This window comes from Pseudomonas sp. DrBHI1 (assembly GCF_002205115.1).
Lineage (GTDB): Bacteria > Pseudomonadota > Gammaproteobacteria > Pseudomonadales > Pseudomonadaceae > Aquipseudomonas > Aquipseudomonas mosselii.
This window is the reverse complement of record NZ_NIBE01000069.1, coordinates 96714-121799: the sequence shown is the minus strand read 5'-3', so window position 1 is coordinate 121799 and position 25086 is coordinate 96714. Positions and strand designations below refer to the sequence as shown.

The following is a 25086-nucleotide window of genomic DNA, read 5'->3' as shown; positions in this document are numbered from 1 at the left end:
CCATGAGCCTGCGCGCCGCGCTGTCGATCCTGACGCTTTCGCTGCTGGCCGGCTGCGTGTCCGGCGGCGCGGGTGACCCTCTGGCCAGCCGCCAGGGGCGTGAGGCGGCGGGGCAAGCCTACGTGCAGTTGGGGCTGGGGTATTTGCAACAAGGTTTAACTGAGCGCGCCAAGGCGCCGCTGGGCAAGGCCTTGGCCCTGGACGCTCGTGACGGCGAGGCCCATGCGGCACTGGCCCTGGTGTTCCAGGCCGAGGATGAGCCGGTACTTGCCGGCGAGCACTTCGCCAAGGCCTTGGCCATCCGCCCGGATGACACACGAATCCGCAACAACTACGGCAGTTTCCTATATGCTCAGGGCCGTTTCGACGAGGCCCGGGCGATGTTCCTCCAGGCTGTCGCCGATACCCTGTATCCTGAGCGTTCCCGCGTGTACGAGAACCTGGGGCTCACCGCCTTGAAGCTGGGGCAGGGTGAGCAGGCGCGTGTCTACCTGGAAAAAGCCCTTCGGCTCAATCGGCGGCAACCGAGGGCATTGCTCGAAATGGCTGAGTTGTCCTACGAAAACAGGCATTATGTGCCGGCCCGGGATTACTACGATCGATTCAGCCAGCTGAGCGACCAGGATGCCCGCAGCCTGCTGCTGGGCCATCGCCTGGCAATCGCCCTCGACGAACAGGGCACAGCGACCCGTCTGGGCCAGCAATTACAACGACTTTATCCCGGTACGCCGGAATATCAGCAATACCTGTCGGAGCAACGATGAAAGCCGCGCACACTGAAGTAGCAGCAGCGACTCGCCAGAACCCCGGTGATGTCTTGCGCCAGGCCCGCGAAAAGCGCGAATGGAGCCAGGCCGAGGTCGCTCGCAAGCTCAACCTCACGGTATCTTCGCTGAACAACCTGGAAAACGGCGCCTTCGACAAGCTGCCCGGGCACACCTTCGCCCGTGGCTATATCCGCGCCTACGCCAAGCTGATGGACATGGACCAGGCGCCCCTGGTCGAGGCCTTCGACCAGATCACCGGCACCCACGCCCAGGGCAGCGAAGTGCACGCCCTCGGTCGCATCGAAGAGCCGGTGCGGCTGTCGCACAATATCCTGCGGGTGGTCAGCCTGTTGCTGCTGGTCGCGGTGGTCGGCGGTGGCTTCTTCTGGTGGCAGGACCAGAGCAGCCTGCGCGGCAAGGACTTGGCCAAGATCGCCCTGGAGCATGTCGAAGTCGAGAGCGCCGACGGCACCACGCAGATTCATCCGCTGGACGAGCCGGAAGACCAGGCCGTGAGCGAGGGCCAGCAGCCCGAGGGCCAGGCTCTGCCACTGGAACCTAACGTTACCGAGCAGGCGCCGGTCGTCGAGGCCCAGGCGCCAGTTGCGGCCGTGACACCCGCCGCGCCAGCCACCGGCGCCGCGCCGACCGCCGTCGCTCCCGCGGCACCGGTTGCCGCGCCTGTTGCGGCAGCGCCAGCCGCTCCTGTCGCGCCGACCGCAGCAGCTGCGCCCGTTGATGCCGCACCGGCCCCGGCCGGCAGTGCCAAGGTCCATATCCAATTCACCGCCGATTGCTGGACCCAGGTCACCGACGGCAACGGCAAGGTGCTGTTCAGCGCCATCAAGCGCAAGGGCGACAGCCTGGAACTGACCGGCAAGCCACCGTTCGCGGTGCGCCTGGGCTTCGCCCGCGGCGCCCAGGTGAGCTACAACGGCCAGGCGGTCGATGTCGCCCCGTTCACCAGTGGCGAAACCGCTCGCCTGAAGTTGGGACAGTAAGTCATGCACGGCGAATCTCCGATCAAACGTCGCGAATCCCGCAAAATCTGGGTCGGCAATGTGCCGGTGGGTGGTGATGCGCCCATCGCGGTGCAGAGCATGACCAACACCGACACCAACGATGTCGCCGCCACCGTGGCGCAGATCCAGCGCCTGGTCGATGCCGGCGTGGACATCGTGCGTGTCTCGGTGCCAGACATGGACGCCGCCGAGGCGTTCGGCCGCATCAAGAAACTGGTCAGTGTGCCGCTGGTCGCCGACATCCACTTCGACTACAAGATCGCCCTGCGCGTGGCTGAGCTTGGCGTCGACTGCCTGCGCATCAACCCGGGCAACATCGGCCGTGAGGACCGTGTGCGCGCCGTGGTCGACGCGGCCCGCGACCGCGGCATCCCGATCCGTATCGGCGTCAACGCCGGTTCCCTGGAAAAGGACCTGCAGAAGAAGTACGGCGAGCCCACTCCGGCGGCGCTGGTCGAGTCGGCGCTGCGCCATGTCGAGCACCTCGACCGCCTGGATTTCCAGGACTTCAAGGTCAGCGTCAAGGCCTCCGATGTGTTCATGGCCGTCGAGGCCTACCGCCTGCTGGCCAAGCAGATCATCCAGCCGCTGCACCTGGGGATCACCGAAGCCGGCGGCCTGCGCTCGGGGACGGTGAAATCCGCCGTCGGCCTAGGTATGCTGCTGGCCGAAGGCATCGGTGACACCATCCGCATCTCCCTGGCCGCCGATCCGGTCGAGGAAGTGAAGGTCGGCTACGACATCCTCAAGTCGCTGCACCTGCGTTCCCGTGGCATCAACTTCATCGCCTGCCCGAGCTGCTCGCGGCAGAACTTCGATGTGGTCAAGACCATGAACGAACTGGAAGGGCGCCTGGAGGACCTGCTGGTACCGCTGGACGTGGCGGTGATCGGTTGCGTGGTCAACGGTCCGGGCGAGGCCAAGGAATCGCACGTGGGCCTGACCGGCGGCACGCCGAACCTGGTCTACATCGATGGCAAGCCATCGCAGAAGCTGAACAACGACAACCTGGTCGACGAGCTGGAAAAGCTCATCCGCCAGAAAGCGGCCGAGAAGGCCGAGGCCGACGCGGCGCTGATCGCCCGCGGCTGAGACACAGATTCGTAAGGACTACTCGTGAGCAAATCGCTGCAAGCCATCCGTGGCATGAACGACATCCTGCCCGACCAGTCGCCGCTGTGGCGCTATTTCGAGGGCACCGTGGCCGGCTTGCTGGACAGCTACGGCTACAGCCAGATCCGCACGCCGATCGTCGAGTTCACCGAGCTGTTCAAGCGCTCGATCGGTGAAGTCACCGATATCGTCGAGAAGGAAATGTACACCTTCGAGGACCGCAACGGCGACTCGCTCACCCTGCGCCCCGAAGGCACCGCAGCCTGCGTGCGTGCCGTGCTCGAGCACGGCATCACCGGCAACGGCCAGGTGCAGAAACTCTGGTACATCGGCCAGATGTTCCGTCACGAGCGTCCGCAGAAGGGCCGCTACCGCCAGTTCCACCAGATCGGTGTTGAGGTGTTCAACCTCGATGGCCCGGACGTCGACGCCGAACTGATCATGCTGACCTGGCGCCTGTGGGGCCTGCTGGGCATCCAGGACGCGGTCGAGCTGCAGCTCAACAGCCTGGGCACCAGCGAAGCCCGCGCCCGCTATCGCGACGCGCTGGTCGAGTTCCTCTCGGCCCGCCTCGAGCAACTGGACGAGGACAGCCAGCGCCGCCTGAAAAGCAACCCGCTGCGCATCCTCGACAGCAAGGATGCGAACACCCAGGCGGTGCTGGTCGGCGCGCCGAAGTTGGAAGACTACCTGGACGAAGAGTCCCGCGTGCACTTCGAGGGCCTGAAGGCCCGCCTCGACGCCGCCGGCATTCCGTTCGTGATCAATACCAAGCTGGTGCGCGGCCTGGACTACTACAGCAAGACCGTGTTCGAGTGGGTCACCGACAAGCTCGGCGCCCAGGGTACCGTCTGCGCCGGTGGTCGTTATGACGGCCTGGTCGAGCAGATGGGCGGCAAGCCGACCCCGGGCGTCGGTTTCGCCATGGGCATCGAGCGCCTGATCCTGCTGCTGGAGACCCTGGGCAAGGTGCCCGAGTCGATCAGCCGCACCATCGACGTCTACCTGTGCGCCTTCGGCGAGCCGGCTGAGTTGGCCGGCCTGCGCCTGAGCGAAAGCCTGCGCGATCGCCTGCCGGGCCTGCGCCTGGCGGTCAATGCCGGTGGCGGCAGCTTCAAGAGCCAGTTCAAGAAGGCCGACAAGAGCGGCGCGTTGTTCGCGCTGATTCTGGGTGACGACGAGCTCGAGAAGCAGCAGATCGGTCTGAAGCCCCTGCGTGGCCAGGGTGAACAACAGAACATTGCCTGGGATGCGCTTGCCGCGCACCTGGAAACCGCGATCGCCCAGGCGTGACGCGGTCTGACAACGAATAGGCGAATAGGAGTATTGGGGTGTCGAGTACCGATGATGAGAGCCTGGCTGCAGCCAAGGACTGGTGGAACCGCAACGGCAAGCCGCTGCTGACCGGCGCCCTGCTGGCTGGCGTGGTGGTGTTGGGCTGGCAGACCTGGCACAAGTATCAGGCCAACCAGTCCCAGGGCGCCTCGGCGCTGTACCAGGCGCTGCTGGAAACCTCGTTGACGCCTGACGGCAAGCCCGACGCGAGCAAGGTCGCCGAGCTGTCCGGCAAGCTCAAGAGCGAGTTCGGCGGCACCGCCTACGCCCAGTACGGCAGCCTGTTCGTGGCCAAGGTCGCGGTCGAAAGCGGCAAGCTGGACGATGCGGCCAGTGAGCTGAAGAGCGTGCTGGACAAGCCGGCCGACGCCACCCTCGGCGAGATCTCGCGCCAGCGTCTGGCCCGCGTGCTCGCGGCCCAGGACAAGGCCGAGGACGCGCTCAAGCTGCTCGAGGGCGATACCGACAAGGCCTTCCTGGCCAGCCGCGAAGAACTCAAGGGCGACCTGCTGGTACAGCTGGGCCGCGCCGACGACGCGCACAGCGCCTACGAAAAAGCCAAGGCCGCGCTGTCCGACGACGCCGCGATCGGTGGCCTGCAACTGAAGCTGGATGACCTGGCCAAAGGGGACGCCTGAAGTGAAGGGTTGGAAACAAGCAGCAGTGCTCACCCTCGCCGTGCTGGCGGCGGGTTGCAGCAGCAACAGCAAGAAGGAACTGCCCCCGGCCGAGCTGACCAAGTTCACCGAGGAAGTGGTGCTGAAGAAGCAGTGGAGCCGTTCGATCGGTGACGGCCAGGGCGAGACCTACAACACCCTGGTGCCGGCCATCGAGAACGACCGCATCTACGCCTCCGACGTCAACGGCGAGGTCTTCGCGCTGAACCGCATCACCGGCGACGTGGTGTGGAAGAAGGACCTCGAGCTGCCGGTATCCGGCGCGGTGGGCGTGGGCTACGGCCTGGTCATGCTGGGGACCCTCAAGGGCGAGGTCATCGCCCTGGATTCCAGCACCGGCGAGGAGCGCTGGCGCTCGCGCGTCAGCAGCGAAGTGCTGGCGCCGCCCGCCAACAACGGTGACGTGGTGGTGGTACAGACCCAGGACGACCGTCTGGTCGGCTTCGACGCCGCCACCGGCGACCGTCGCTGGATCTACGAGAACAGCCCTGCCGTGCTGACCCTGCGCGGCACCGGCGCGCCGGTGGTGACCAACCGCCTGGCCGTGGCCGGCCTGTCCACCGGCAAGGTGGTGGCGGTCGATATCAGCAACGGCGTGCCGGTGTGGGAGAGCCGCGTGGCGATTCCGCAGGGCCGTTCCGAGCTGGACCGTGTGGTGGACATCGACGGCGGCCTGCTGCTGTCCGGTGGCACCCTCTACGTCAGCACCTACCAGGGCCGCGTCGCCGGCCTGGACCTGGAAAGCGGCCGCGTGCTGTGGCAGCGCGATGCTTCCAGCTATGTGGGTGTCGCTCAAGGCTTCGGCAACGTCTACGTGAGCGAAGCGTCGGGTACCGTGCAGAGCGTCGACGAGCGTTCTTCCAGCTCGCTGTGGAGCAACGATTCGATGGCCCGCCGTCAGCTGTCGGCGCCGGAAGTGTTCTCCAGCTACGTGGCGGTGGGCGACTTCGAGGGTTACCTGCACCTGCTCAGCCAGGTCGATGGCCGCTTCGTCGGCCGTGAGCGTATCGACAGCGATGGCCTGCGCGCCCGACCCCTGGTGGTCGGCGACACCATCTACGTCTTCGGCAACAGCGGCAAGCTCGAGGCACTGACCATCCGCTGAAGCTATGCTTGAGCTCGCTCGCGGGCTCAGGCCGCGGCGCATGAAGCGCCGCCCGAACTCCGGCCGCTGCCTTGCAGCGGCCTTTGCATTTTCAAGAATTCAAGAGTGGAGAGCCGCATGGTTCCCGTAATCGCCCTGGTGGGCCGGCCGAACGTCGGTAAATCCACCATGTTCAACCGCCTGACCAAGACCCGCGACGCCATCGTCGGCGACCTGTCGGGCCTGACCCGTGACCGCCAGTACGGCGATGCCAGCTGGCAAGGTCGTTCCTACATCCTGATCGACACCGGTGGTATCACCGGTGACGAAGTGGGCATGGACGAGAAGATGGCCGAGCAGTCGCTGATGGCCATCGAGGAAGCCGACTACGTGCTGTTCCTGGTCGATGCCCGCGCCGGCATGACCGCCGCCGACCAGATGATCGCCGATCACCTGCGCAAGCGGAACAAGGAAGCGATCCTGGTCGCCAACAAGATCGACAACATCGATCCCGATATCGCCCGCGCCGAGTTCTCGCCGCTGGGCATGGGCAACGCCATCCCGGTGGCGGGCTCCCAGGGCCGCGGCATCAACGCCCTGATGGAATCGCTGCTCGGCCATATTCCCCGTGACCCCGAGGAAGAAGCCCTCGAAGAGGATGTCGCCGAAGGCGAGGAAGCCACGCGCATTCCCGGCCCGAGCGAGAAAGACGGCATCAAGATCGCCATCATCGGCCGCCCCAACGTCGGCAAGTCGACCCTGGTCAACCGCATGCTCGGCGAGGAGCGCGTGGTGGTGTACGACCAGCCGGGCACCACCCGCGACAGTATCTACATCCCGTTCGAGCGTGATGGCGAGAAGTACACCTTCATCGACACCGCTGGCGTGCGCAAGCGCGGCAAGATCCACGAGGAAGTCGAGAAGTTCTCGGTGGTGAAGACCCTGCAGGCGATCAAGGACGCCAACGTGGTGATCTTCGTCATGGACGCCCGCGAAGGCGTGGTCGACCACGACCTCAACCTGCTGGGCTTCGCCCTGGACGCCGGCCGCGCCGTGGTCATCGCCCTGAACAAGTGGGACGGCATGGAGCCGGGCGAGCGCGACTACGTGAAGACCGAGCTGGAACGCCGGCTGTTCTTCGTCGACTTCGCCGACATCCACTTCATCTCGGCGCTGCACGGCACCGGCGTGGGCCACCTGTACAAGTCGGTCCAGGCCGCGTTCAAGTCGGCGGTCACCCGCTGGCCGACCAGCCGCCTGACGCAGATCCTCGAAGACGCCATCAGCGTGCACCAGCCGCCGTTGGTCAACGGTCGCCGCATCAAGCTGCGCTATGCCCACCTCGGTGGTGCCAACCCGCCGCTGATCGTGATCCACGGCAACCAGACCGACAAGATCCCCAACTCGTACTCGCGCTACCTGGAGAACACCTACCGCCGGGTGCTCAAGCTGGTCGGCACGCCGATCCGCATCGAGTACAAGGGCGGTGACAACCCGTTCGAGGGCAAGAAGAACACCCTCACCGATCGCCAGGTCAACAAAAAGCGCCGCTTGATGTCGCACCACAAGAAGGCCGAGAAGAAGCGCCGCGACAAGCGTTAGTAACAACGCTTGCAGAACCCTCGTTGGGAGGGGCCCCGCGATGAGAGTGTTCAGGTCAGTTGACTGCCTGATCTGATCTCATCGCGGGGCAAGTCGCATCGGCGCACCGCCGCTCCCACGCTTCATTCTGCTGTTGGGTTGCAACGATTGACCCACCGCAATCCCCCTATTGTTTCAACCTTTTTCCTGACTGCTCGATCCGCTATGCTCGGACCCAACCCCGTGCCGGACAAACCCCAGGAAAGAGGGCTCCATGATCCGCAGCAAACTGCCGAACGTCGGCACGACCATCTTTACCACCATGTCGCAACTGGCCATGCAGACCGGTGCACTCAACCTGTCCCAGGGCTTCCCTGACTTCAATGGACCCCAGGCCCTGCTCGATGCCGTTGGCCGGCATGTGGCCGCCGGGCACAACCAGTATTCGCCGATGACCGGCCTGCCAGCCCTGCGCCAGCAGGTTGCAGCCAAGATCGCCCGGCTGTATGGCGTGGCAGTGGATGCCGATCACGAGGTGACCATTACCCCGGGCGCCACCGAGGCGATCTTCTGCGCCATCCAGGCGGTGATCCACCCCGGTGACGAGGTGATCGTCTTCGACCCCAGCTACGACAGTTATGAGCCATCGGTGGAGCTGGCCGGTGGCCGCTGCGTGCATGTGCCGCTGCGCGACGGCAGCTTCAGCATCGACTGGCAGAGGTTCAGCGACGCCCTGAGTCCGCGCACGCGCATGGTCATCCTCAATTCGCCGCACAACCCCAGCGGCGCCTTGATCAGCCGCGAAGACCTGGACCAGTTGGCCGCGTTGATCGGCAACCGCGATATCTATCTGATCAGCGACGAAGTCTATGAGCACCTGATCTACGATGGCGTGCGCCACGCCAGCGTGCTGGCCCACGCGCAGCTGTACAGCAGAGCCTTCGTCATCAGCTCGTTTGGCAAGACCTATCACGTCACCGGCTGGAAAACCGGTTACGTGGTTGCGCCACCGGCGCTCAGCGCCGAATTGCGCAAGGTGCACCAGTACGTCAACTTCTGCGGCGTGACTCCCTTGCAGTGCGCCCTGGCCGACTTCATGGCCGAGCACCCTGAGCACATCGACGAACTGCCGGCTTTCTACCAGGCCAAGCGCGACCTGTTCTGCGATTTGCTGCAGGCCTCGCGCTTCACTTTCACCCGCACCCCGGGCACTTACTTCCAGCTGGTGGACTATTCGCAGATCCGCCCCGACCTGAACGATGTCGACATGGCCCTGTGGCTGACCCGTGAGCATGGCGTGGCCAGCATCCCGGTGTCGGTGTTCTACCAGCAACCCATCCCCGAGCAACGCCTGGTGCGCCTGTGCTTTGCCAAACGCGAGGAGACGCTGCGCCAGGCAGCGGAGAAACTATGCGCGATCTGAGCCAACTGCCGAACCTGAAAATCGCCCTGGTGCAGACCACCCTGGCCTGGCACGACCGCGAGGCCAACTACGCGCACTTCGAGGAGCTGATCGGCCAGGCCGGCGAGGTGGACCTGGTGGTCCTGCCGGAAATGTTCACCACCGGTTTTTCGATGGAGTCCGAAAGCCTGGCGGAGCCGGAAAACGGCCCGACCTACAAGTGGCTCAAGGCCCAGGCGAAGAAAGCCAACGCGGTGATCACCGGCAGCGTGATCATCCAGGCCGCCGACGGCAGCCACCGCAACCGCCTGCTGTGGGCACGGCCCGACGGCGAGATCCTGCACTACGACAAGCGTCACCTGTTCCGCATGGCCGGCGAGCACAAGCACTACACTCCTGGCGAGCGCCAGGTGCAGTTCGAGCTCAAGGGTTGGCGGATCCGCCCGTTGATCTGCTACGACCTGCGCTTCCCGGTGTGGAGCCGTGACGCCCAGGACACCGACCTGCTGCTGTACACCGCCAACTGGCCGGCGGCGCGGCGCCTGCACTGGAACCGCCTGCTGCCGGCGCGGGGCATCGAGAACCTGTGCTTCGTCGCGGCGGTGAACCGGGTCGGCACCGATGGCAAGGGCTTCGCCTACTCCGGCGACAGCCAGGTGTTGGACTTCCAGGGCGAGAGCCTGCTGAGCGCGGGCGAGGCCGACGGGGTGTTCACCGTGGTGTTGCGGGCGGCGGAGCTTGCGGCGTACCGGGCGCGGTTCCCGGCGAACCTGGATGCCGATACCTTCGATCTGCATTAAGGGCCAATCGCGGGGCCAGCCCGCTCCCACGGTATCGTGGGAGCGGGCTGGCCCCGCGATGCTTTCAGGCTTCAGTACACATCTCGCCGATACCGCCCATCCTCGATCAACTGCTGTACGACAGCCTCGCCCAGGATTCCCTGCAACGCCGCATCCACCCCGGCCGCCATGCCTTGCAGGCTGCCGCAGACATACACGCAAGCGCCATCCTCGATCCAGCGCTTGAACTCGGCGGCCTGCTGCAACAGCACGTCCTGCACATAGATCTTCTGCGCCTGGTCCCGCGAAAACGCCAGGTCCAGCCGTTGCAGGTCGCCGCTTTCCACCCAGCCCTGCAGCTCCTCGCCGCACAGCAGGTCGTGCGCCCGGTTGCGTTCGCCGAACAGCAGCCAGTTGCGTTGCTCGCCTCCAGCAATGCGGGCCTTTAGCAGGCTGCGCAGACCGGCCAGGCCGGTACCATTGCCGATCAGCACCAAGGGCGCCGATTCGACGGGCAGGTGGAAACCGCTGTTGCGACGCAGGCGCGCGCTGACGCTGCCTTCCAGCGGCAGGTATTCGGTCAGCCAGCCGGAGCCAAGGCCCAGGTTGCCATCGGCGTGGCGCTCCTGGCGCACGATCAGCTCCAGCACGCCATCGCTGGCGATGGAGGCAATCGAGTATTCACGGGCGGTGAGTGGGATCAGTGCGTCGACCAGTGCCTGGGCATGCAGGCCGATCAGGTGTTCGCGGCTGACCGGCAACTGGCGGCTGGCCAGGGCCTGCGCCAGGGTTTCCTGCAGGCCGTCGAGCTGCACCGGGCTGCCTGGGTCAAGGCCCAGGCCGGCAAGGAAGGCATCGACACGGGGCTGGCCGTTGCGTGGCAGGACTTCGATCAGGTCACCGGCCTCCCAGGTTGCGGGCGCTTCTGCCTGCAGGCCCAACAGGTACACCGGCGCCCCCTGGCTGCCGGGGTTGAGCTGATCGCGGCGCGACAGGCGCCAGTTGCCGAAGCTTGGCGGCTGCCAGGCGGCGACCGGGCGGGCGCCGGTCAGGTGCGTCAGTTCCTGTTGCCACAGCTGCAGGGCGACGGGGTCGGCGTTGTCCACCTCCACCGGGCTGAAGGCGCAGGTGGCGCCACGTTCGCCGAGCCAGGCCTGGAGCCGGCGGGCGAAGCCGCAGAAGTGCGGGTACTGGCGGTCGCCCAGGGCCAGCAGGGCGTAGTCCAGGTGATCCAGCGGCCAGGCTTGGCCGAGGACCTTGCGCTCGAAGCCACGGGCGCTGTCCGGAGCTTCGCCGTCGCCGAAGGTGCTGACCACGAACAGTGCTCGGTTGGCCTGGCGCAATTCGGTTTCGCCCAATTCGGCCAGCGGGCGTACCTGCACCGGCAAGCCGGCGGATTGAAGTTGGCCGGCGCTCTGCCAGGCCAGCTGTTCGGCGAAGCCGCTCTGGCTGGCGAAGCCGATCAACCAGCTATCTCCGTCATTGGCCTGAGGGGCCACCGCGCCACGTGCGGCGCGAACCTGACGCTTCTTGCGTCGACGGTCGAGGTACAGCAGCCAGCCGGTGACGAAGAACAGCGGCATGGTCAGGCTGGCGAGGGTGACGATGATTCGCCCCGGCAGGCCGAAGTAGCTGCCCACGTGCAGGGCGTAGACGCTCTGCAGCAACTGGGCCTTGAACGACTTGTCGGTGTAACGCTCGTGACGTTTGACCTGGCCGGTGGCCGGGTCGAGGGTGAGGGTGTTCAGGGCGCGCTCGTGGTCGGCGCCTTGCAGCAGGTAGAACAGGGTCGCCGGTTGCCCGCCGGCCGGCGGCAGGCGCAGGTTGTAGGTGGACAGGCCGGGGCCTGCGGCGGCCTTGAGATTGGTCCAGATGGCATCGTAATCGACAACAAGAGGTGGGGCGTTCTTGTCCACCCTGGTCGGGCCATGGCGACCGCCGCGACCTTCGCCACGCTTCTGCTCGCCGGCCGCGGGTTGGTCGGCCAGCAGGCGATTGAGGCCTTCGCGGTACCATTCGTAGGACCAGAACAGCCCGGTCAGGGCGAACAGCAGGTAGAACAGCAGGCACCAGGTGCCGAATACCGCGTGCAGGTCCCAGTTGAAGGCGCGGCCTTTCTTCGCCCAGTCCAGCGTCAGCCAGGCCCGCCAGTCCAGTGCCTTGCGCGGCCAGCGCAGGTACAGCCCCGAGAGGCAGAAGAAAATCAGCATCAAGGTGCAGGCGCCGGTGATCTGCCGGCCTGTGTCGCCCATGGCCAGGAACCGGTGCAGGTTGAGCATGAGGTTGAAGAAGCCCAGGCCAGCCACGTCACCCTTGAGCTCGCCGGTATACGGGTCGGCGTAGCGCAGCGCGCCACGGCGCTCGCCGGGGGCGGGGGTAAAGAAGATTCGCGCGGCGTTGCCCTCGCGGGTATCGACCCAGAGCATGGAGACCTTGTCGCCTTGCGCGGCCTCGACCCGGCGCACCAGTTCAGCCGGCGCCAGCACGCCTTCCTGGCGGATCTCGACCTTCAGTACCTCGGCGTTGAATGCCCGCAGCAGTTCTTCCTGGAACGACCAGATCGCGCCGGTCACGCCCATCAGCGCCAGCACCAGGCCGGCGGTGATGCCAAGGAACCAGTGCAATTGGAACAGCGTCTTCTTCACCACATCGATTACCTTGTATTGCCGCCAGGGACTGCGCGGTGTGCATTATGCCTTGATACGCAAAAGCCCCGTTCAAGCGAATGAACGGGGCCTGGTGCTGCTGCATCAGAAGTGGAAGTTGGCGCTCATCAAGGCAGTGCGGCCAGCGGCCACATGGGCGTAGTGGGTCGAGAACACCTGGTCGAAGTAGCGTTTGTCCGTCAGGTTCTGCAGGTTCAGCTGCAGGTCCACATTCTTGGTCAGGCGATAGGTCGCCATGGCATCGTAGCGCCAGTAGGACGGTACTTCGACGGAGTTCGCCTCGTCACCGAAGCGGGCGTCGACGAAGGTCGCGCCAGCACCGAGGGTCAGCTGCGGCACGATGTCGTAGGTCGACCAGAAGGTGAAGTTGTTCCGCGGCGTACTCGGCATATGGTTGCCTTGGTTCGCTGCCGTGGTGGTCTTGACGATCTCGCTCTCCATGTAGGTGTAACCGCCGTAGACCTTCCACTTGCTGGTCAGGTTACCGGCGTAGGTCAGCTCCAGCCCCTGGACTCGCTGCTCACCATCGAGCACCTGGTACGTCGCATTGTCAGGGTCGGTGACCCGTGCGTTGGTCTTGTCGGTACGGAACAGTGCGGCAGTGAGCGAGAGGTTCTCGTCGAAGAAGTCCCACTTGGTGCCTATTTCGTAGTTGCGATTGCGTTCCGGATCAAGATTGCTGTTGTTGGCGGCCAGTTCCAGGCCACCGTTGCCGCTGGATTCACCCGACGGGTTGCTGGACGTCGACCAGGCCGCGTAGACGCTGCCGTTTGGCAAGGGCTTGTAGACCACACCCACTTGGTAGTTCCACAGGTGCGCATTGTTTTCACGGGAGAAGTCGCCGGCCACCGAGCCTCGACCGCCGGTGCTGTAGCCGCTGGACTTGGTCTGGTAGTCGTCGTAGCGCAGGCCGAGGTTCAGCGACCACTGTTCATTGAACGTGAGGGTGTCGAAGACATAGGCGGCGCTGGTCTTGGTGTCGGTGTCGGTGTAGGCCGGACTGTCGGTGATGGTGCCCGACCAGCTATCGTCCGGGGAGGGATCGTACAGGCTGGTGCAATCGCCGGAGGCGAGCAGCGCGGGGTTGCAGGTCGTGCCGGTTCCCGCGGCGGAGGTGATCACATAGCCACGGTTGTGGGTGTCGCTGTAGGTGAACTCCAGGCCAGTGACCAGGCTGTGTTCGATGAAGCCTGTGTTGAACTTGGCACTCAGGTCGGTCTGGTTGACCCAACCCTTGGAGGTGGAGTTGCGGTTCTTGGTGGAGCGATAGACTGTGCCGTTGGCAACGTTGCCCTTGCTGTCATCAGGGTTGGTGACGATGTAGTCGAGCGTCGAGCGCGACATGCGCAAGCTGTTGGACAGTGTCAGGTTGTCGTTCAGGTCATGTTCGATGCGCAAGGTGCCACTGTCGTTGCTGGTCTTGCGATAGTCGCGACCGTTCAGGCCATAGAAGTTGTCGCGATCGACATGTGCCGGCCCGTCCACGTTGTACTTGCTGCGCGTGGCACTGCGGTTCAGCGGGATGCCGTAGTCCGGCATATCGTCGGTCTTGAGATGGTAGTAACCCACCGTGACCCGGGTATCGGTGCCCAGGCCGAAGGCAAAGGAGGGGGCAACGCCCCAGCGACTGACATCCACATCGTCACGACCGGCGACATTGGCCTCGTGCTTCATCAGGTTCAGGCGAAAAGCCGAGCTGTCGGTCAACTGCTTGTTCAGGTCCAGGGTCGTGCGCTTGGTCTGGTCGCTGCCCCAGGTGAAGCCGCCATTGTAAGCATCACCCAATTTTGCAGTCTTGGTGACCAGGTTCAGACTGCCGCCAGTGGAGCCGGCGCCGGTAAAGGCCGAACCGGGGCCTTTGCTCACTTCGACCGACTCGACGTTGAAAATTTCGCGGCTTTGCGAGGCGACATCACGCATGCCGTCGACGAACACATCGCTTTCGGCATTGAAGCCGCGGATGATCGGTCGATCACCTGCGGGGTTGCCGCCCTCGCCCGCACCGAAGGTGATGCCTGGGGTCGTGCGCAATGCGTCCACCAGGGTGGTAGCCCCGGTGTCACGGATGACCTGCTGCGGGATGACAGTGACACTCTTCGGCGTTTCACGCAGGGGGGCCGTGTACTTCTTCGAGCTGGCCGTGTCCGACTTGTAGGTGGTGGCATCCTGCGTCGCATTCACGCTGGTGGCGTCCAGCGAGATGACGGCATCCGTGCTCTGCTCGGCAGCCAGCGCCCCTTGTGAAGCGGCGGCGGTGACGGCAACGCCGATGGCGGAGGCGAGCAGACGTGGTGAACTCACAGCAGATGGCACGTGACGCATTGTTGTAGACCTTCCCCAAGGTATGAAGGCCGTGGATGTTAATGTAAGCGAATGTAAGGAACAATTGAGAAGCGTTACCATTCGCCAGAAATTTACATTCTTTACAATTTTGCCTTACGGTTTTTGCGGTCTCATCCGTCGTGCCATGAATAAAGGGGCTTGTGGTAGGTAAAAGTGAATCAATATCATTGACGCTCCTATGGTCATATCTGGTGCCGCCGCCATGCTGCTTCACATTCCCGGGCTGTTCGACGCCGATGAGATCTCGCGCATCCGCGAGGCCCTGGAGCAGGCCGACTGGGCCGACGGCAAGATCACCGCGGGGTACCAGTCGGCCAAGGCCAAACACAACCTGCAATTGCCCGAGGGCCATGCGCTGGCCAAGGAGATTGGCAGTGCGTTGATCGAGCGGCTGTGGCGCAACCCGTTGTTCATGTCGGCGGCGCTGCCGCACAAGGTGTTCCCGCCGCTGATCAACTGTTACCGCGAAGGGGGCAATTTCGATTTCCACATCGACAACGCCCTGCGCCAGCCCAAGGGCAGCCCGGAGCGGGTGCGCACCGACCTGTCCTCGACGCTGTTCCTCAGCGATCCGGACAGCTACGACGGCGGCGAGCTGGTGATCCAGGACACCTATGGCGTGCGCGAGGTCAAGCTGGCCGCCGGCGACATGGTGCTGTACCCCGGCACCAGCCTGCACAAGGTCAACCCGGTCACCCGCGGTGCGCGCTATGCGGCGTTCTTCTGGACCCAGAGCTTGGTGCGCGAAGACAGCCAGCGCACCTTGCTGTTCGAGATGGACAACGCGGTCCGCCAGCTCACTGCCGATGTGCCCGAGCATCCGTCGCTGCTGCAACTGACCGGCACCTATCACAACCTGCTGCGCCGCTGGGCCGAGGTCTGAGCCGTGTCCTATCAGTTGCGTCGTGAGGATGTGGTGGATGTAGCCGGGTTGCAGGCGATGCTCGAACACAGCCCGGGTCAGGCCGCCCAGGCGATCCTCGCGGCGGCGGGGCAGGGGGTGGTCGAGGCGCAGTTGCTGCTCGGGCAGATTCTGCTCGATGGGCGCGGTATCGAAGAAGATGCCGGTGTGGCCCGCCGTTGGTTCGCCATCGCCGCCCAGGGCGGCAGCGCCATGGCGCACAACATGCTCGGCCGGTGCCTGGAGCACGGCTGGGGCGGCGAGGTGGATCTGGCGCAGTCGGCCATTCACTATGCCCGTGCGGCCGACGCCGGCCTGGACTGGGGGATGTACAACCTGGCCAACCTGCTGGCCACCGGGCGCGGGGTGCCGGCCGACCAGGCCCAGGCGTTGATGTGCTATGAGAAAGCCGCACAGCTGGGGCATGCCAAGTCGATGAACCTGTATGGGCGCTACCTGGAGCAGGGCATTGCCACCGCGCCAAGCCCTGCCCGGGCCGTGCGCTGGTATCGGCGTTCGGCCGAGGCCGGGGATTTTCGCGGGATGTTCAGCCTGGCGCTGGTGCTGGCCGAGCGGGGGGAGATCGGCGAGGCCGGGCCATGGCTGGAACGGGCCAGGGTCGAGGGCAACCTGAATTTCCTGCGCAGTGCGCTGGTGACGTTGCAGGGGGCGGGGCCGGCGCTGATGGCCCATGCGGCGCGCTATGCCGAAGAGATCGAACTGCGCGGTACTTGAGTATGTCCGTTCCGGTCATATCGCGGGGCAAGCCCGCTCCCACGGGTATTCACCACAGGCGTGGGAGCGGGCTTGCCCCGCGATGGAATTGAAAACGGGGCCTTGCGGCCCCGTTGTGCATTACAGGTAGTAGGCTTTCAGCGGCGGGAAGCCGTTGAACTCCACCGCGCTGTAGCTGGTGGTGTAGGCACCGGTGGACAGCCAGTACAGGCGATCGCCGATCGCCAGGTTCAGCGGCAGGCCGTACTTGTAGTTCTCGTACATGATGTCGGCGCTGTCGCAGGTCGGGCCGGCGATCACCACTTCCTCGGTCTCGCCTTTCTTCTCGGTCCAGATCGGGAACTTGATCGCCTCGTCCATGGTTTCGATCAGACCGGAGAACTTGCCCACGTCGGTGTAGATCCAGCGCTCGACCGCGGTGCGCGACTTGCGCGCCACCAGCACCACTTCACTGACCAGGATGCCGGCGTTGGCGATCAGCGAGCGGCCAGGCTCGAGGATGATTTCCGGCAGGTCGTCGCCGAAGTCTTCCTTGAGGAAGCGGATGATTTCCTCGGCGTAGGTCTCGAGGCTGTTGGTACGGGTGATGTAGTTGGCCGGGAAGCCACCGCCCATGTTGATCAGCTTCAGTTCGATGCCGTCTTCTTCCTTCAGGCGCTCGAAGATCACCTTGACCTTGGCGATGGCCGCGTCCCACACGCTGATGTCGCGCTGTTGGGAGCCGACGTGGAAGGAGATGCCGTAAGGCACCAGGCCCAGGTCGCGGGCGAGGATCAGCAGGTCCATGGCCATGTCGGTCTGGCAGCCGAACTTGCGCGACAGCGGCCAGTCGGCGGTGGTGGAACCTTCGGTGAGGATGCGCACATAGACCTTCGAGCCCGGCGCGGCCTTGGCAATGTTGCGCAGGTCGGCTTCGGAGTCGGTGGCGTACAGGCGCACGCCTTTCTCGAAGAAGTAGCGGATGTCCTTGGACTTCTTGATGGTATTGCCGTAGCTGATACGGTCGGGGCTGACGCCACGGCCCAGCACCTTGTCCAGCTCGTAGATCGAGGCGATGTCGAAGCTCGAGCCTTTCTCCTTGAGCAGGTCGATGATCTCGACCGCCGGGTTGGCCTTGACCGCGTAGTAGACCTTGGCGAATTCGAAACCGGCGCGCAGGTCGTCATAGGCCTGGCTGATCATCTGGGTATCGATGAGTACGAACGGGGTTTCCTGCTTGTCGGCGAACGCCTTCATCTTCTGGAAGGTGTCACGCGCAAAGTAGTCTTCGACCTGGATCGACATGCTCAAGGGCTCCATGGGCAAACTGAAAAGATAAGTGGCAGCACACTGAACGTCCTCCGTATCCCCACTTTGGTTCGCCTACTTCCCAAGGCATGTCGCCGAAAGCAAAAAGGTCAACCGTGCCGGGAAAGGGCGGCGGGTGACCTTGCTGTCTCGTCGTCAGTACTTGAGCCGGATGGATCGTTTCCAGCATGGACGTTCGGCGCGCACTTTAGGATGTGAAAACCGCAAGATCAACAGGCAGGTCCGGGGTGTTCGTCGTGTATCGACGCTCCACCGCTGCAATTACCGACCGGTGTGTGGCATGGATGTTCCGGAAAAGGCCGCAAGCGTTAAAAATTGTGGAATAGGTGGCGATCTGGTCGCGAACGGCTGAAAGCTGGGTTCTTTGCATGTTGGCTGGCTTTCGCCGCGAAAGAGCCGAAGAATCGGCAGAAGACCGTTTGTCGGAGTTGTGTGGTGAACGGGCTTTTTCCGGAGAGTGTTCATATTTATGGCCACGGTGTGACGCCCGTCATTTTTTTTGAATTCGTCATAAATTTTTTGTTACCGACACTGGAAACCACCCTTGGTCGGCTCAAGGCAGGGCCAATTGCCGTCATTGATGAGAAGCATTACTATTCGCGACCTCATCTGCCTCCCTGACGACCCCGAACGTGTCCGGACACAAAGGCTTTCTCGACCACTACCATGAGTTGATCGGCACCTGGACGCGCAAGTTGCGCAGTCGTCAGCAGGCCGAGGACCTCACCCACGACGCCTTTGTCCGGGTTCTGGAAAACCCGAGCGAGCAGGTCGAGCAGCCGCGTGCCTACCTGCACCAGACCGCCCGCAACATTGCCGTCGATGGCTTTCGCCGCGAGGACCGTCGCCAGGCACTGGAACTTGAGGCGTTCGCCGACGGCGCCGCCAATGGCAGCGACCCGGAGGCCTACGTGCAAGCCCTGGAACTGGCCGACAGCGTCGAGCGGGCGCTGGCCGAGTTGCCGCTCAACTGCCGCCGGGTGTTCATCTGGCAGAAACTCGAGGGCCTGACCCAGGCCGAGATCGCCGAGCGCATGGGTTTGACCAAGAACATGGTCGAAAAGTATATGATCCGCACGCTCCGACACCTGCGTGAGCACTGTCGGCCAGATGAGTCAGGAGACCCCATTGTTCAGACAGCACGCGCCCGACCCCGTGGGTGAGCAGGCGGCCAGTTGGTTCGCCCGGGCCCAGGAGGCGCCGCATGACAGCGCCGTGCAGCAGGCCTTGCAGGCCTGGCTGGCGCAGCACCCACGTCATCGCGAGGAGTATCAGCGCCTGGTACAGCTGTGGCGCGCCGCCGATTTCATCCCCCGACAACGCCTCGAAGCGCTGTGCCAGCCCGAGCCGGCGCGCCCGCTTGCGCGCCGCCGCCTGCTGCGCCAGGCCTTGGCGGCCGGTGTAGCAGTGGCCGCGCTGGGGCTGGGCTGGACAGGTTGGCAGTACCAGCAGCTCAACCATCAGGACACGTTGAGCACGGCCCTGGGCGGGCGGCGTCAGGTCGAACTGCCGGACGGTTCAAGGCTGGAACTCAACAGTGCCACCCAGGTGCAGGTGATGTTCTCTGCGGGGCGTCGCCATGTGCGCCTGGAGGCGGGCGAGGCGATGTTCATCGTCGCCCACGACAGTGGCCGGCCATTCGTGGTGAGCACCGCCCAGGGTGAAGTCACCGTCACCGGCACCCGCTTCGATGTGCGCCAGGACTTGAGCAGCACCCGCGTGGCGGTGGAACAGGGTTCGGTGAAGGTGCAGGGCGCGGCCGAGTCGCTGGCGCTGCTCGGCGCCGGCCAGGGTTCGCACATCGACGCCCAGGGCAAGGTCGCCGCGCCCTATGCCGTCGACGCCAATGCCGTGACCGCCTGGCGCCGGGGCAAGCTGGTGTTCGACAACGCGCCGCTGAGCGAGGTGGTGGTGGAAGTCTCCCGTTACCGCGCCCAGCCGCTGCATGTGGCACCCGGCAAGGCCGCCGCGCTGCGGCTGTCGAGCACCTTTAGCACCGACGACCCGGACGCACTGTTGCGCGCACTGCCGAGCATCCTGCCGGTGCAGGTGAAGACCCGTCCGGATGGCTCCAGCGAAATTATTTTGAAATAAATTCAGGTTTTTTTCCGTTCGTTCGTCTTCCCCGCCAGCTGCAACTGCCAAGCATTTCCATTTGCATGCGGTTGGCGTTTATCCCGATTCTCAGGACCCCTCGAAGACGTGAACAACAATAAGCCCCTTCTCCAGCTGCGCCGCCTGGCGCTGGCCCTGGCGGTCAGCGCCGCCGGCACCAGCTACGCCGACAGCATCCAGATCCAGGCCCAGCCATTGGCGGGCGCACTCAAGCAACTGGGTCAGCAGACCCACCTGCAGCTGTTCTTCAGCCCCGAACTGGTGGACGGCAAGCAGGCCCCGGCGGTGTCCGGCAACCTGGCGCCGGAGCAGGCCCTGCAGCAACTGCTGCAAGGCAGCGGGCTGACCTTCGAGCAGTCCGCGGACACCGTGGTGGTCAAGCCGGTCCAGGCCGCCGGCACCCTGACCACCGGCAGCCTGGAGCTGGCGCCCACCGATGTGAAAGTGGTTGGTGACTGGCTGGGCGACGCCCAGCAGAGCGTGGTGCAGAATCATCCCGGTGCTCGTACCGTGGTGCGTCGCGAAGCGATGGTGGAGAAGGGCACGATGAGCGTGCGCGATGCCCTGCGCGGCATCCCCGGCGTGCAGGTGCAGGACTCCAACGGCACCGGCGGCAGCGACCTGTCGCTGAACGTCGGCGTGCGTGGTCTTACCTCGCGCCTGTCGCCGCGCTCGACCGTGCTGATCGACGGCATCCCGGCGGCCTTCGCCCCTTACGGCCAGCCGCAGCTGTCGATGGCGCCGATCTCCTCGGGCAACCTCGACAGCATCGACGTGGTGCGCGGCGCCGGTTCCGTGCGCTATGGCCCGCAGAACGTCGGCGGGGTGATCAACTTCGTGACCCGGGCGATTCCCGAGAAGGCCTCCGGCGAGTTGTCCACCACCCTGGAGACTTCCCGCCATGGCGGCTGGAAGCACACCGAGTCGGCCTTCGTCGGCGGCACCGCCGACAACGGCATGGGCGTGGCGTTGCTGTATACCGGTGTGAACGGCGACGGCTACCGCAGCAGCAACAACGACAACGATATCGACGACGTGATGCTCAAGACTCACTGGGCGCCGACCGATGTCGACGAGTTCTGGCTCAACTTCCACTACTACGACGGCCGTGCCGACATGCCCGGTGGCCTGACCCAGGCCCAGTACGACCACGATCCCTTCCAGTCGGTGCGCGACTTCGACTATTTCAGTGGCCGGCGCAAGGACGTGTCGTTCAAGTGGCTGCGGCAGATCGACGACGCCACCCAGTTCGAGGTGCTGACCTACTACACCGACAGCTTCCGGGGCAGCGCCATCGCCGCGCGCGACATGAAGACCCTGTCGTCGTACCCGCGCAACTACCACACCTTCGCCATCGAGCCACGCCTGTCGCGGATCTTCTTCGTCGGCCCGACCACCCAGGAAGTCAGCGTCGGGTATCGCTACTTGAAGGAAGCCATGCGCGAGCAGTCCACGCGCCTGGCCCTGGTCGACAACGTGCCCACTGTCACCCCGACCTCCGACGGTCATGTGTTCCAGGACCGCAGCGGCGGCACCGAGGCCAGCGCCTATTACATCGATGACAAGATCGACGTCGGCAACTGGACCATCACCCCGGGCATCCGCTTCGAGCACATCAACACCGACTGGCGTGATCGCCCGGTGCTGGACGCCAACTACCGCCCGGTGCCGGAGAAGAACCGCAGCATCACCAGCAACGAACCGCTGCCGGCGTTGAGCGTGATGTACCACCTGTCCGACGCCTGGAAGCTGTTCGCCAACTACGAGACCTCGTTTGGCAGCCTGCAGTACTTCCAGCTGGGCCAGGGCGGTACCGGCAACAACACGGCCAACGGCCTGGAGCCGGAGAAGGCCAAGACCTACGAAGTGGGTACGCGCTATGACAACGGCGGCTTTGCCGGTGAGTTGACCGCGTTCTACATCGACTTCGACGACGAGCTGCAGTACATCAGCAACGACATCGGCTGGACCAACCTGGGGGCGACCAAGCACCAGGGCATCGAGGCCTCGGTGCGCTACGACCTGGCCGGTCTCGACCCGCGGCTGGAAGGCCTGTCGGTCAATGGTGGCTACACCTACACTCGCGCCACCTATGAAGGTGATATCCCCGGCTTCAAGGGCCGCGACCTGCCGTTCTACTCGCGCCAGGTGGCCACCGCCGGGCTGCGTTACGCCGTCAACCGCTGGACCTGGAACCTGGACGCGTACGCCCAATCCAAGCAGCGCGCGCCGGGAACCGGGATGAATGCCAACGGCAGCTTCAACGGCAACTACATCACCGAGCCGAGTGCCGACGGGCAGTATGGCGATATTCCGGGGTACGTGACCTGGCATGCCCGTGGCGGCTATGACTTCGGGCCGCAGCTGTCGAACCTGAAGCTGGCGGCGGGGGTGAAGAACCTCTTCGACAAGCAGTACTTCACGCGTTCCAGCGACAACAATGCCGGGATCTATGTGGGGGAGCCGCGCACGTTCTATGTGCAGGCCAGTGTAGGGTTCTGATTCGAGATTGCCGGGGCCGCTGCGCGCCCCCGGCTATCCATCAGGAGACTACTGCCTCCGCCGGCGACACGATACTGGTCTTACCGCCCCGCGACCTGCCCGAGCTCAGGTACGCCGCAATCGACTCCTGCGTCACCTCCCCCAGGAACACGCCTTCGCTATCCAGCACCGGCAACCACGCCCGATTGAACTCGTACATCCGCGACAGCAGGATGCGCAGGTGCTCGTCATGCGCCGCCGTGGCGTTGAACGGTCGCAGGAAATCCCCACACGTCCCGTGCTGTCGGTGCATGTCGCGCCGGCGCACATAGCCCAGCGCCTTGTTCGCGGCATCTGTCACCACTGCATAACGGCGATCGTGCTCATCCAGCAGTTCCAGCGCCTCGCTCACCGACGTATCCGGGCTCAACGCTGGCGCGTTGTCCGCCGCATCCTCGGCGCGCACCAGCAGCAGGCGTTTCAGGGTGCTGTCCTGGCCGACGAAGTTACTGACGAAATCGTCCACCGGATGGGCCAGCAAGGTGTCCGGGTGATCCAACTGCAGCAACTTGCCGGCGCGGAAGATAGCGATCTTGTCGCCCAGCTTGATGGCCTCGTCGATGTCATGGCTGACCATGATCACCGTCTTGTTCAGTGCCCGCTGCATCTCGAAGAACTCGTTCTGGATCATCTCGCGGTTGATCGGGTCGACCGCGCCGAACGGCTCGTCCATCAGCAGCACCGGCGCCTCGGCGGCCAGGGCGCGGATCACGCCGATGCGCTGCTGCTGGCCGCCGGAGAGCTCGCGCGGGTAGCGCTGCAGGTACTGCTTGGGCTCGAGCTTGATCATGTGCATCAGCTCGCGAGCGCGGTCGTGGCATTTCTGCTTGTCCCAGCCGAGCAGGCGCGGGACCACGGTGATGTTCTCCTCGATGGTCATGTTGGGGAACAGTCCGATCTGCTGGATCACATAGCCGATATGACGACGCAGGGTTACCTCGTCCAGCGCGCTGGTGTCTTCGCCGTTGATGAACACCTGGCCCGAGGTCGGGGTGATCAGGCGGTTGATCATCTTCAGCGTGGTGCTCTTGCCGCAGCCCGAGGGGCCGAGGAACACGCAGATTTCGCCCTCGTTGACGGTGAGGCTTACCGCGTCGACGGCTTTGACGTCCTTGCCGTTGACGTTGAAGGTCTTGCTGAGGTTCTTCAGTTCGATCATGGGCGCAGTCCTTCCGGAGTCAGGGCACGTTGCAGGGTTTGCAGGAGCAGGTCGGCGATGATCGCCAGCAGGCTGACCAGCACGGCGCCGACCAGCAGCATCGACATGTCGCTGCGGCTGATGGCGGTGAGGATGAGCACGCCCAGGCCACCGGCGCCGATGGTCGCGGCGATGGTCATCACGCCGATGTTCATCACCACGGCGGTGCGCACGCCGGCGAGGATCACCGGCACGGCAATGGGCAGCTCGACCATGCGCAGGCGCTGGCCGAAGGTCATGCCGATGCCGCGGGCGGCCTCGCGGATGCCCGGCTCGACGTTGGTCAGGGCCAGGTAGGTGTTGCGCAGGATCGGCAGCAGTGAATAAAGGAACACGGCGGTGATCGCCGGCAACGGCCCCAGGCCCTGGCCGAACTTCGAGTAGAACGGCAGCAGCAGACCGAACAGGGCGATCGAGGGGATGGTCAGCAGCACCGTGGCGCTGGCCTGCAGGGGGCCGGCGAACACCGGGAAGCGGGTCATCAGGATGCCCAGCGGCACGCCGACGACGATGGCCAGGCCCACGGCGATGCCGACCAGGGTGATGTGCTGCCCGGTCAGTTGCAGGACTTGCGCCCAGTCGAGATGGGCAAAGGTGTCGAGCAAGTTCATGGTTGTACCTCGCCGAGTGAGTGCTCACGCAGGAACGCCGCGGCGACCACGGTCGGGCTCTGGTGCTCGACATCGACCTGGGCGTTGAGCTTGCGCATGGTCTGGTCGTCGAGCTGACTGGCCAGCGGCTCGAGCAGGGTGGCCAGTTGCGGGTGGGCGTCGAGTACTGCCTTGCGCAGCACGGGCGCCGCGGTGTAGTCGGGGAAGTAGTGCTTGTCGTCTTCCAGCAATTTGAGATCGAAGGCGTCCAGGCGCCCGTCGGTGGTGTAGACCAGGCCGGCGAACACTTGGTTGTTGCGCATCGCGGTGTAGACCAGGCCGCCATCCATCTGGCGGATGTTGCGCCGGTCCAGGGGCAGGCCGTACATCTCGCGCAGGCCGACCAGGCCATCGGGGCGGTTGGCGAACTCGGTGTCCAGGGCCACCAGGTGGTGACGGTCGGGCTCGTCACGCAACACGTGGTTGAGATCGCTGATGGTGTTGACCTGCGGGTAGGCCGCGGCGACCTCCCTGGGCAGTCCCAGGGCATAGGTATTGCTGAATTTCGACGGAGTCAGCCAGACCAGTCCTTTCTTCGCATCGAGTGCCTTGACCCGGGCGTAGGTGGCTGCGGCGCTGGGCATGCGCTCGTCGATATGGTTGTAGGACACCAGCGAGACGCCGGTGTATTCCCACATCAGGTCGAGCTGGCCGGTTTCCTGGGCCTGGCGGGCGATGTTGCTGCCAAGGCCGGCGGTCACCCGTACATCGAAGCCGTTGGCACGCAGGTACTGGGCGGTGATTTCGGCGAGCACGGTCTGTTCGGTGAACACCCGCGCGCCGATGCGGATCAGCGGTTTTTCCGCCGCCTGGGCAAAGCCTGCGCATAGCAGGGCCGCGCCCAGCAACAGGGCGATTGTCTTCTTCAT

The 25086-nt window shown here is 64.7% G+C and carries 20 protein-coding genes; 14 read left to right on the top strand and 6 right to left on the bottom strand.

What is annotated here, in order from left to right; translation table 11 throughout:
• Positions 1–2: 2 nt before the first annotated feature.
• From pilW to CC207_RS15940, 9 genes are all read left to right on the top strand, one after another.
• The gene (gene pilW / locus CC207_RS15980) at positions 3–764 is read left to right on the top strand and encodes a type IV pilus biogenesis/stability protein PilW (RefSeq protein ID WP_028689595.1); all 762 of its coding nucleotides are present in this window, start codon (positions 3–5) and stop codon (positions 762–764) included.
• Positions 761–1768: a RodZ family helix-turn-helix domain-containing protein gene (locus tag CC207_RS15975; RefSeq protein ID WP_088852386.1), complete on the top strand. Its 1008-nt coding sequence runs from the start codon at positions 761–763 to the stop codon at positions 1766–1768. The genes pilW and CC207_RS15975 overlap by 4 nt, the downstream gene beginning before the upstream one ends.
• A 3-nt stretch (positions 1769–1771) precedes the next feature.
• Complete coding sequence (gene ispG / locus CC207_RS15970) at positions 1772–2881, top strand: flavodoxin-dependent (E)-4-hydroxy-3-methylbut-2-enyl-diphosphate synthase (protein WP_028689597.1); 1110 nt, start codon at positions 1772–1774, stop codon at positions 2879–2881.
• Between the two features lie 24 nt (positions 2882–2905).
• On the top strand, positions 2906–4195 hold the full coding sequence (gene hisS / locus CC207_RS15965) for a histidine--tRNA ligase (protein WP_028689598.1): 1290 nt from the start codon (positions 2906–2908) through the stop codon (positions 4193–4195).
• 38 nt (positions 4196–4233) lie between these two features.
• Entirely contained in the window at positions 4234–4875 is a 642-nt protein-coding gene (locus CC207_RS15960) for a tetratricopeptide repeat protein (protein ID WP_028689599.1), read from the top strand.
• Positions 4850–6019 carry an outer membrane protein assembly factor BamB gene (gene bamB / locus CC207_RS15955; protein ID WP_088852385.1) on the top strand — a complete coding sequence of 390 codons (1170 nt, stop codon included), beginning with the start codon at positions 4850–4852 and terminating at the stop codon, positions 6017–6019. Before CC207_RS15960 ends, bamB begins: the two co-directional genes overlap by 26 nt.
• A gap of 117 nt (positions 6020–6136) precedes the next feature.
• Complete coding sequence (gene der / locus CC207_RS15950) at positions 6137–7600, top strand: ribosome biogenesis GTPase Der (protein ID WP_028689601.1); 1464 nt, start codon at positions 6137–6139, stop codon at positions 7598–7600.
• A gap of 253 nt (positions 7601–7853) precedes the next feature.
• On the top strand, positions 7854–9002 hold the full coding sequence (locus CC207_RS15945; protein WP_028689602.1) for a pyridoxal phosphate-dependent aminotransferase: 1149 nt from the start codon (positions 7854–7856) through the stop codon (positions 9000–9002).
• Complete coding sequence (locus CC207_RS15940; RefSeq protein ID WP_050704052.1) at positions 8990–9781, top strand: amidohydrolase; 792 nt, start codon at positions 8990–8992, stop codon at positions 9779–9781. The genes CC207_RS15945 and CC207_RS15940 overlap by 13 nt, the downstream gene beginning before the upstream one ends.
• A 71-nt stretch (positions 9782–9852) precedes the next feature.
• Here CC207_RS15940 and CC207_RS15935 read toward each other — a convergent pair whose 3' ends face one another.
• Both CC207_RS15935 and CC207_RS15930 read right to left on the bottom strand, forming a co-directional pair.
• Positions 9853–12408, bottom strand: coding sequence for a sulfite reductase flavoprotein subunit alpha (locus tag CC207_RS15935; protein WP_088852384.1), 2556 nt, complete (start codon positions 12406–12408; stop codon positions 9853–9855).
• Positions 12409–12510: 102 nt separating this feature from the next.
• The gene (locus CC207_RS15930; protein WP_028689605.1) at positions 12511–14748 is read right to left on the bottom strand and encodes a TonB-dependent siderophore receptor; all 2238 of its coding nucleotides are present in this window, start codon (positions 14746–14748) and stop codon (positions 12511–12513) included.
• Between the two features lie 223 nt (positions 14749–14971).
• Here CC207_RS15930 and CC207_RS15925 point away from each other — a divergent pair, with 223 nt between their 5' ends.
• On the top strand, positions 14972–15652 hold the full coding sequence (locus CC207_RS15925) for a Fe2+-dependent dioxygenase (protein WP_028689606.1): 681 nt from the start codon (positions 14972–14974) through the stop codon (positions 15650–15652).
• 3 nt (positions 15653–15655) lie between these two features.
• Complete coding sequence (locus CC207_RS15920) at positions 15656–16405, top strand: tetratricopeptide repeat protein (RefSeq protein WP_028689607.1); 750 nt, start codon at positions 15656–15658, stop codon at positions 16403–16405.
• Positions 16406–16525: 120 nt separating this feature from the next.
• Here the strand turns inward: CC207_RS15920 and CC207_RS15915 are convergent, their stop codons facing one another.
• Positions 16526–17689, bottom strand: a complete 1164-nt coding sequence (locus CC207_RS15915) for a type III PLP-dependent enzyme (protein WP_028689608.1) — start codon at positions 17687–17689, stop codon at positions 16526–16528.
• A gap of 656 nt (positions 17690–18345) precedes the next feature.
• On the opposite strand from CC207_RS15915, the gene CC207_RS15910 reads away from it, so the two are divergent.
• The 3 genes from CC207_RS15910 (at position 18346) to CC207_RS15900 (ending at position 22330) form a co-directional block, all read left to right on the top strand.
• Positions 18346–18876, top strand: coding sequence for a sigma-70 family RNA polymerase sigma factor (locus tag CC207_RS15910; RefSeq protein WP_051555637.1), 531 nt, complete (start codon positions 18346–18348; stop codon positions 18874–18876).
• Positions 18824–19807: a FecR family protein gene (locus CC207_RS15905; protein WP_088852383.1), complete on the top strand. Its 984-nt coding sequence runs from the start codon at positions 18824–18826 to the stop codon at positions 19805–19807. The genes CC207_RS15910 and CC207_RS15905 overlap by 53 nt, the downstream gene beginning before the upstream one ends.
• Before the next feature lie 108 nt (positions 19808–19915).
• Positions 19916–22330, top strand: a complete 2415-nt coding sequence (locus tag CC207_RS15900) for a TonB-dependent siderophore receptor (RefSeq protein WP_088852382.1) — start codon at positions 19916–19918, stop codon at positions 22328–22330.
• Positions 22331–22370: 40 nt separating this feature from the next.
• Here CC207_RS15900 and CC207_RS15895 read toward each other — a convergent pair whose 3' ends face one another.
• Genes CC207_RS15895 through CC207_RS15885 form a run of 3 tightly spaced genes read right to left on the bottom strand, consistent with a single transcriptional unit; the run spans position 22371 to position 25086 of the window.
• Positions 22371–23528 (bottom strand): betaine/proline/choline family ABC transporter ATP-binding protein, encoded by a 1158-nt coding sequence (locus CC207_RS15895; RefSeq protein ID WP_028689611.1) that lies wholly within the window; start codon positions 23526–23528, stop codon positions 22371–22373.
• Positions 23525–24178, bottom strand: coding sequence for an ABC transporter permease (locus CC207_RS15890; RefSeq protein ID WP_011532365.1), 654 nt, complete (start codon positions 24176–24178; stop codon positions 23525–23527). Before CC207_RS15890 ends, CC207_RS15895 begins: the two co-directional genes overlap by 4 nt.
• The gene (locus CC207_RS15885) at positions 24175–25086 is read right to left on the bottom strand and encodes a glycine betaine ABC transporter substrate-binding protein (RefSeq protein WP_088852381.1); all 912 of its coding nucleotides are present in this window, start codon (positions 25084–25086) and stop codon (positions 24175–24177) included. Before CC207_RS15885 ends, CC207_RS15890 begins: the two co-directional genes overlap by 4 nt.

Coding starts and splice junctions, on each gene's coding strand:
- pilW (WP_028689595.1), top strand. CDS start 3: ATGAGCCTGCGCGCCGCGCTGTCGATCCTGACGCTTTCGCTGCTGGCC.
- CC207_RS15975 (WP_088852386.1), top strand. CDS start 761: ATGAAAGCCGCGCACACTGAAGTAGCAGCAGCGACTCGCCAGAACCCC.
- ispG (WP_028689597.1), top strand. CDS start 1,772: ATGCACGGCGAATCTCCGATCAAACGTCGCGAATCCCGCAAAATCTGG.
- bamB (WP_088852385.1), top strand. CDS start 4,850: ATGACCTGGCCAAAGGGGACGCCTGAAGTGAAGGGTTGGAAACAAGCA.
- der (WP_028689601.1), top strand. CDS start 6,137: ATGGTTCCCGTAATCGCCCTGGTGGGCCGGCCGAACGTCGGTAAATCC.
- CC207_RS15945 (WP_028689602.1), top strand. CDS start 7,854: ATGATCCGCAGCAAACTGCCGAACGTCGGCACGACCATCTTTACCACC.
- CC207_RS15940 (WP_050704052.1), top strand. CDS start 8,990: ATGCGCGATCTGAGCCAACTGCCGAACCTGAAAATCGCCCTGGTGCAG.
- CC207_RS15930 (WP_028689605.1), bottom strand. CDS start 14,748: ATGCGTCACGTGCCATCTGCTGTGAGTTCACCACGTCTGCTCGCCTCC.
- CC207_RS15925 (WP_028689606.1), top strand. CDS start 14,972: ATGCTGCTTCACATTCCCGGGCTGTTCGACGCCGATGAGATCTCGCGC.
- CC207_RS15915 (WP_028689608.1), bottom strand. CDS start 17,689: ATGTCGATCCAGGTCGAAGACTACTTTGCGCGTGACACCTTCCAGAAG.
- CC207_RS15905 (WP_088852383.1), top strand. CDS start 18,824: ATGAGTCAGGAGACCCCATTGTTCAGACAGCACGCGCCCGACCCCGTG.
- CC207_RS15895 (WP_028689611.1), bottom strand. CDS start 23,528: ATGATCGAACTGAAGAACCTCAGCAAGACCTTCAACGTCAACGGCAAG.
- CC207_RS15890 (WP_011532365.1), bottom strand. CDS start 24,178: ATGAACTTGCTCGACACCTTTGCCCATCTCGACTGGGCGCAAGTCCTG.
- CC207_RS15885 (WP_088852381.1), bottom strand. CDS start 25,086: ATGAAGAAGACAATCGCCCTGTTGCTGGGCGCGGCCCTGCTATGCGCA.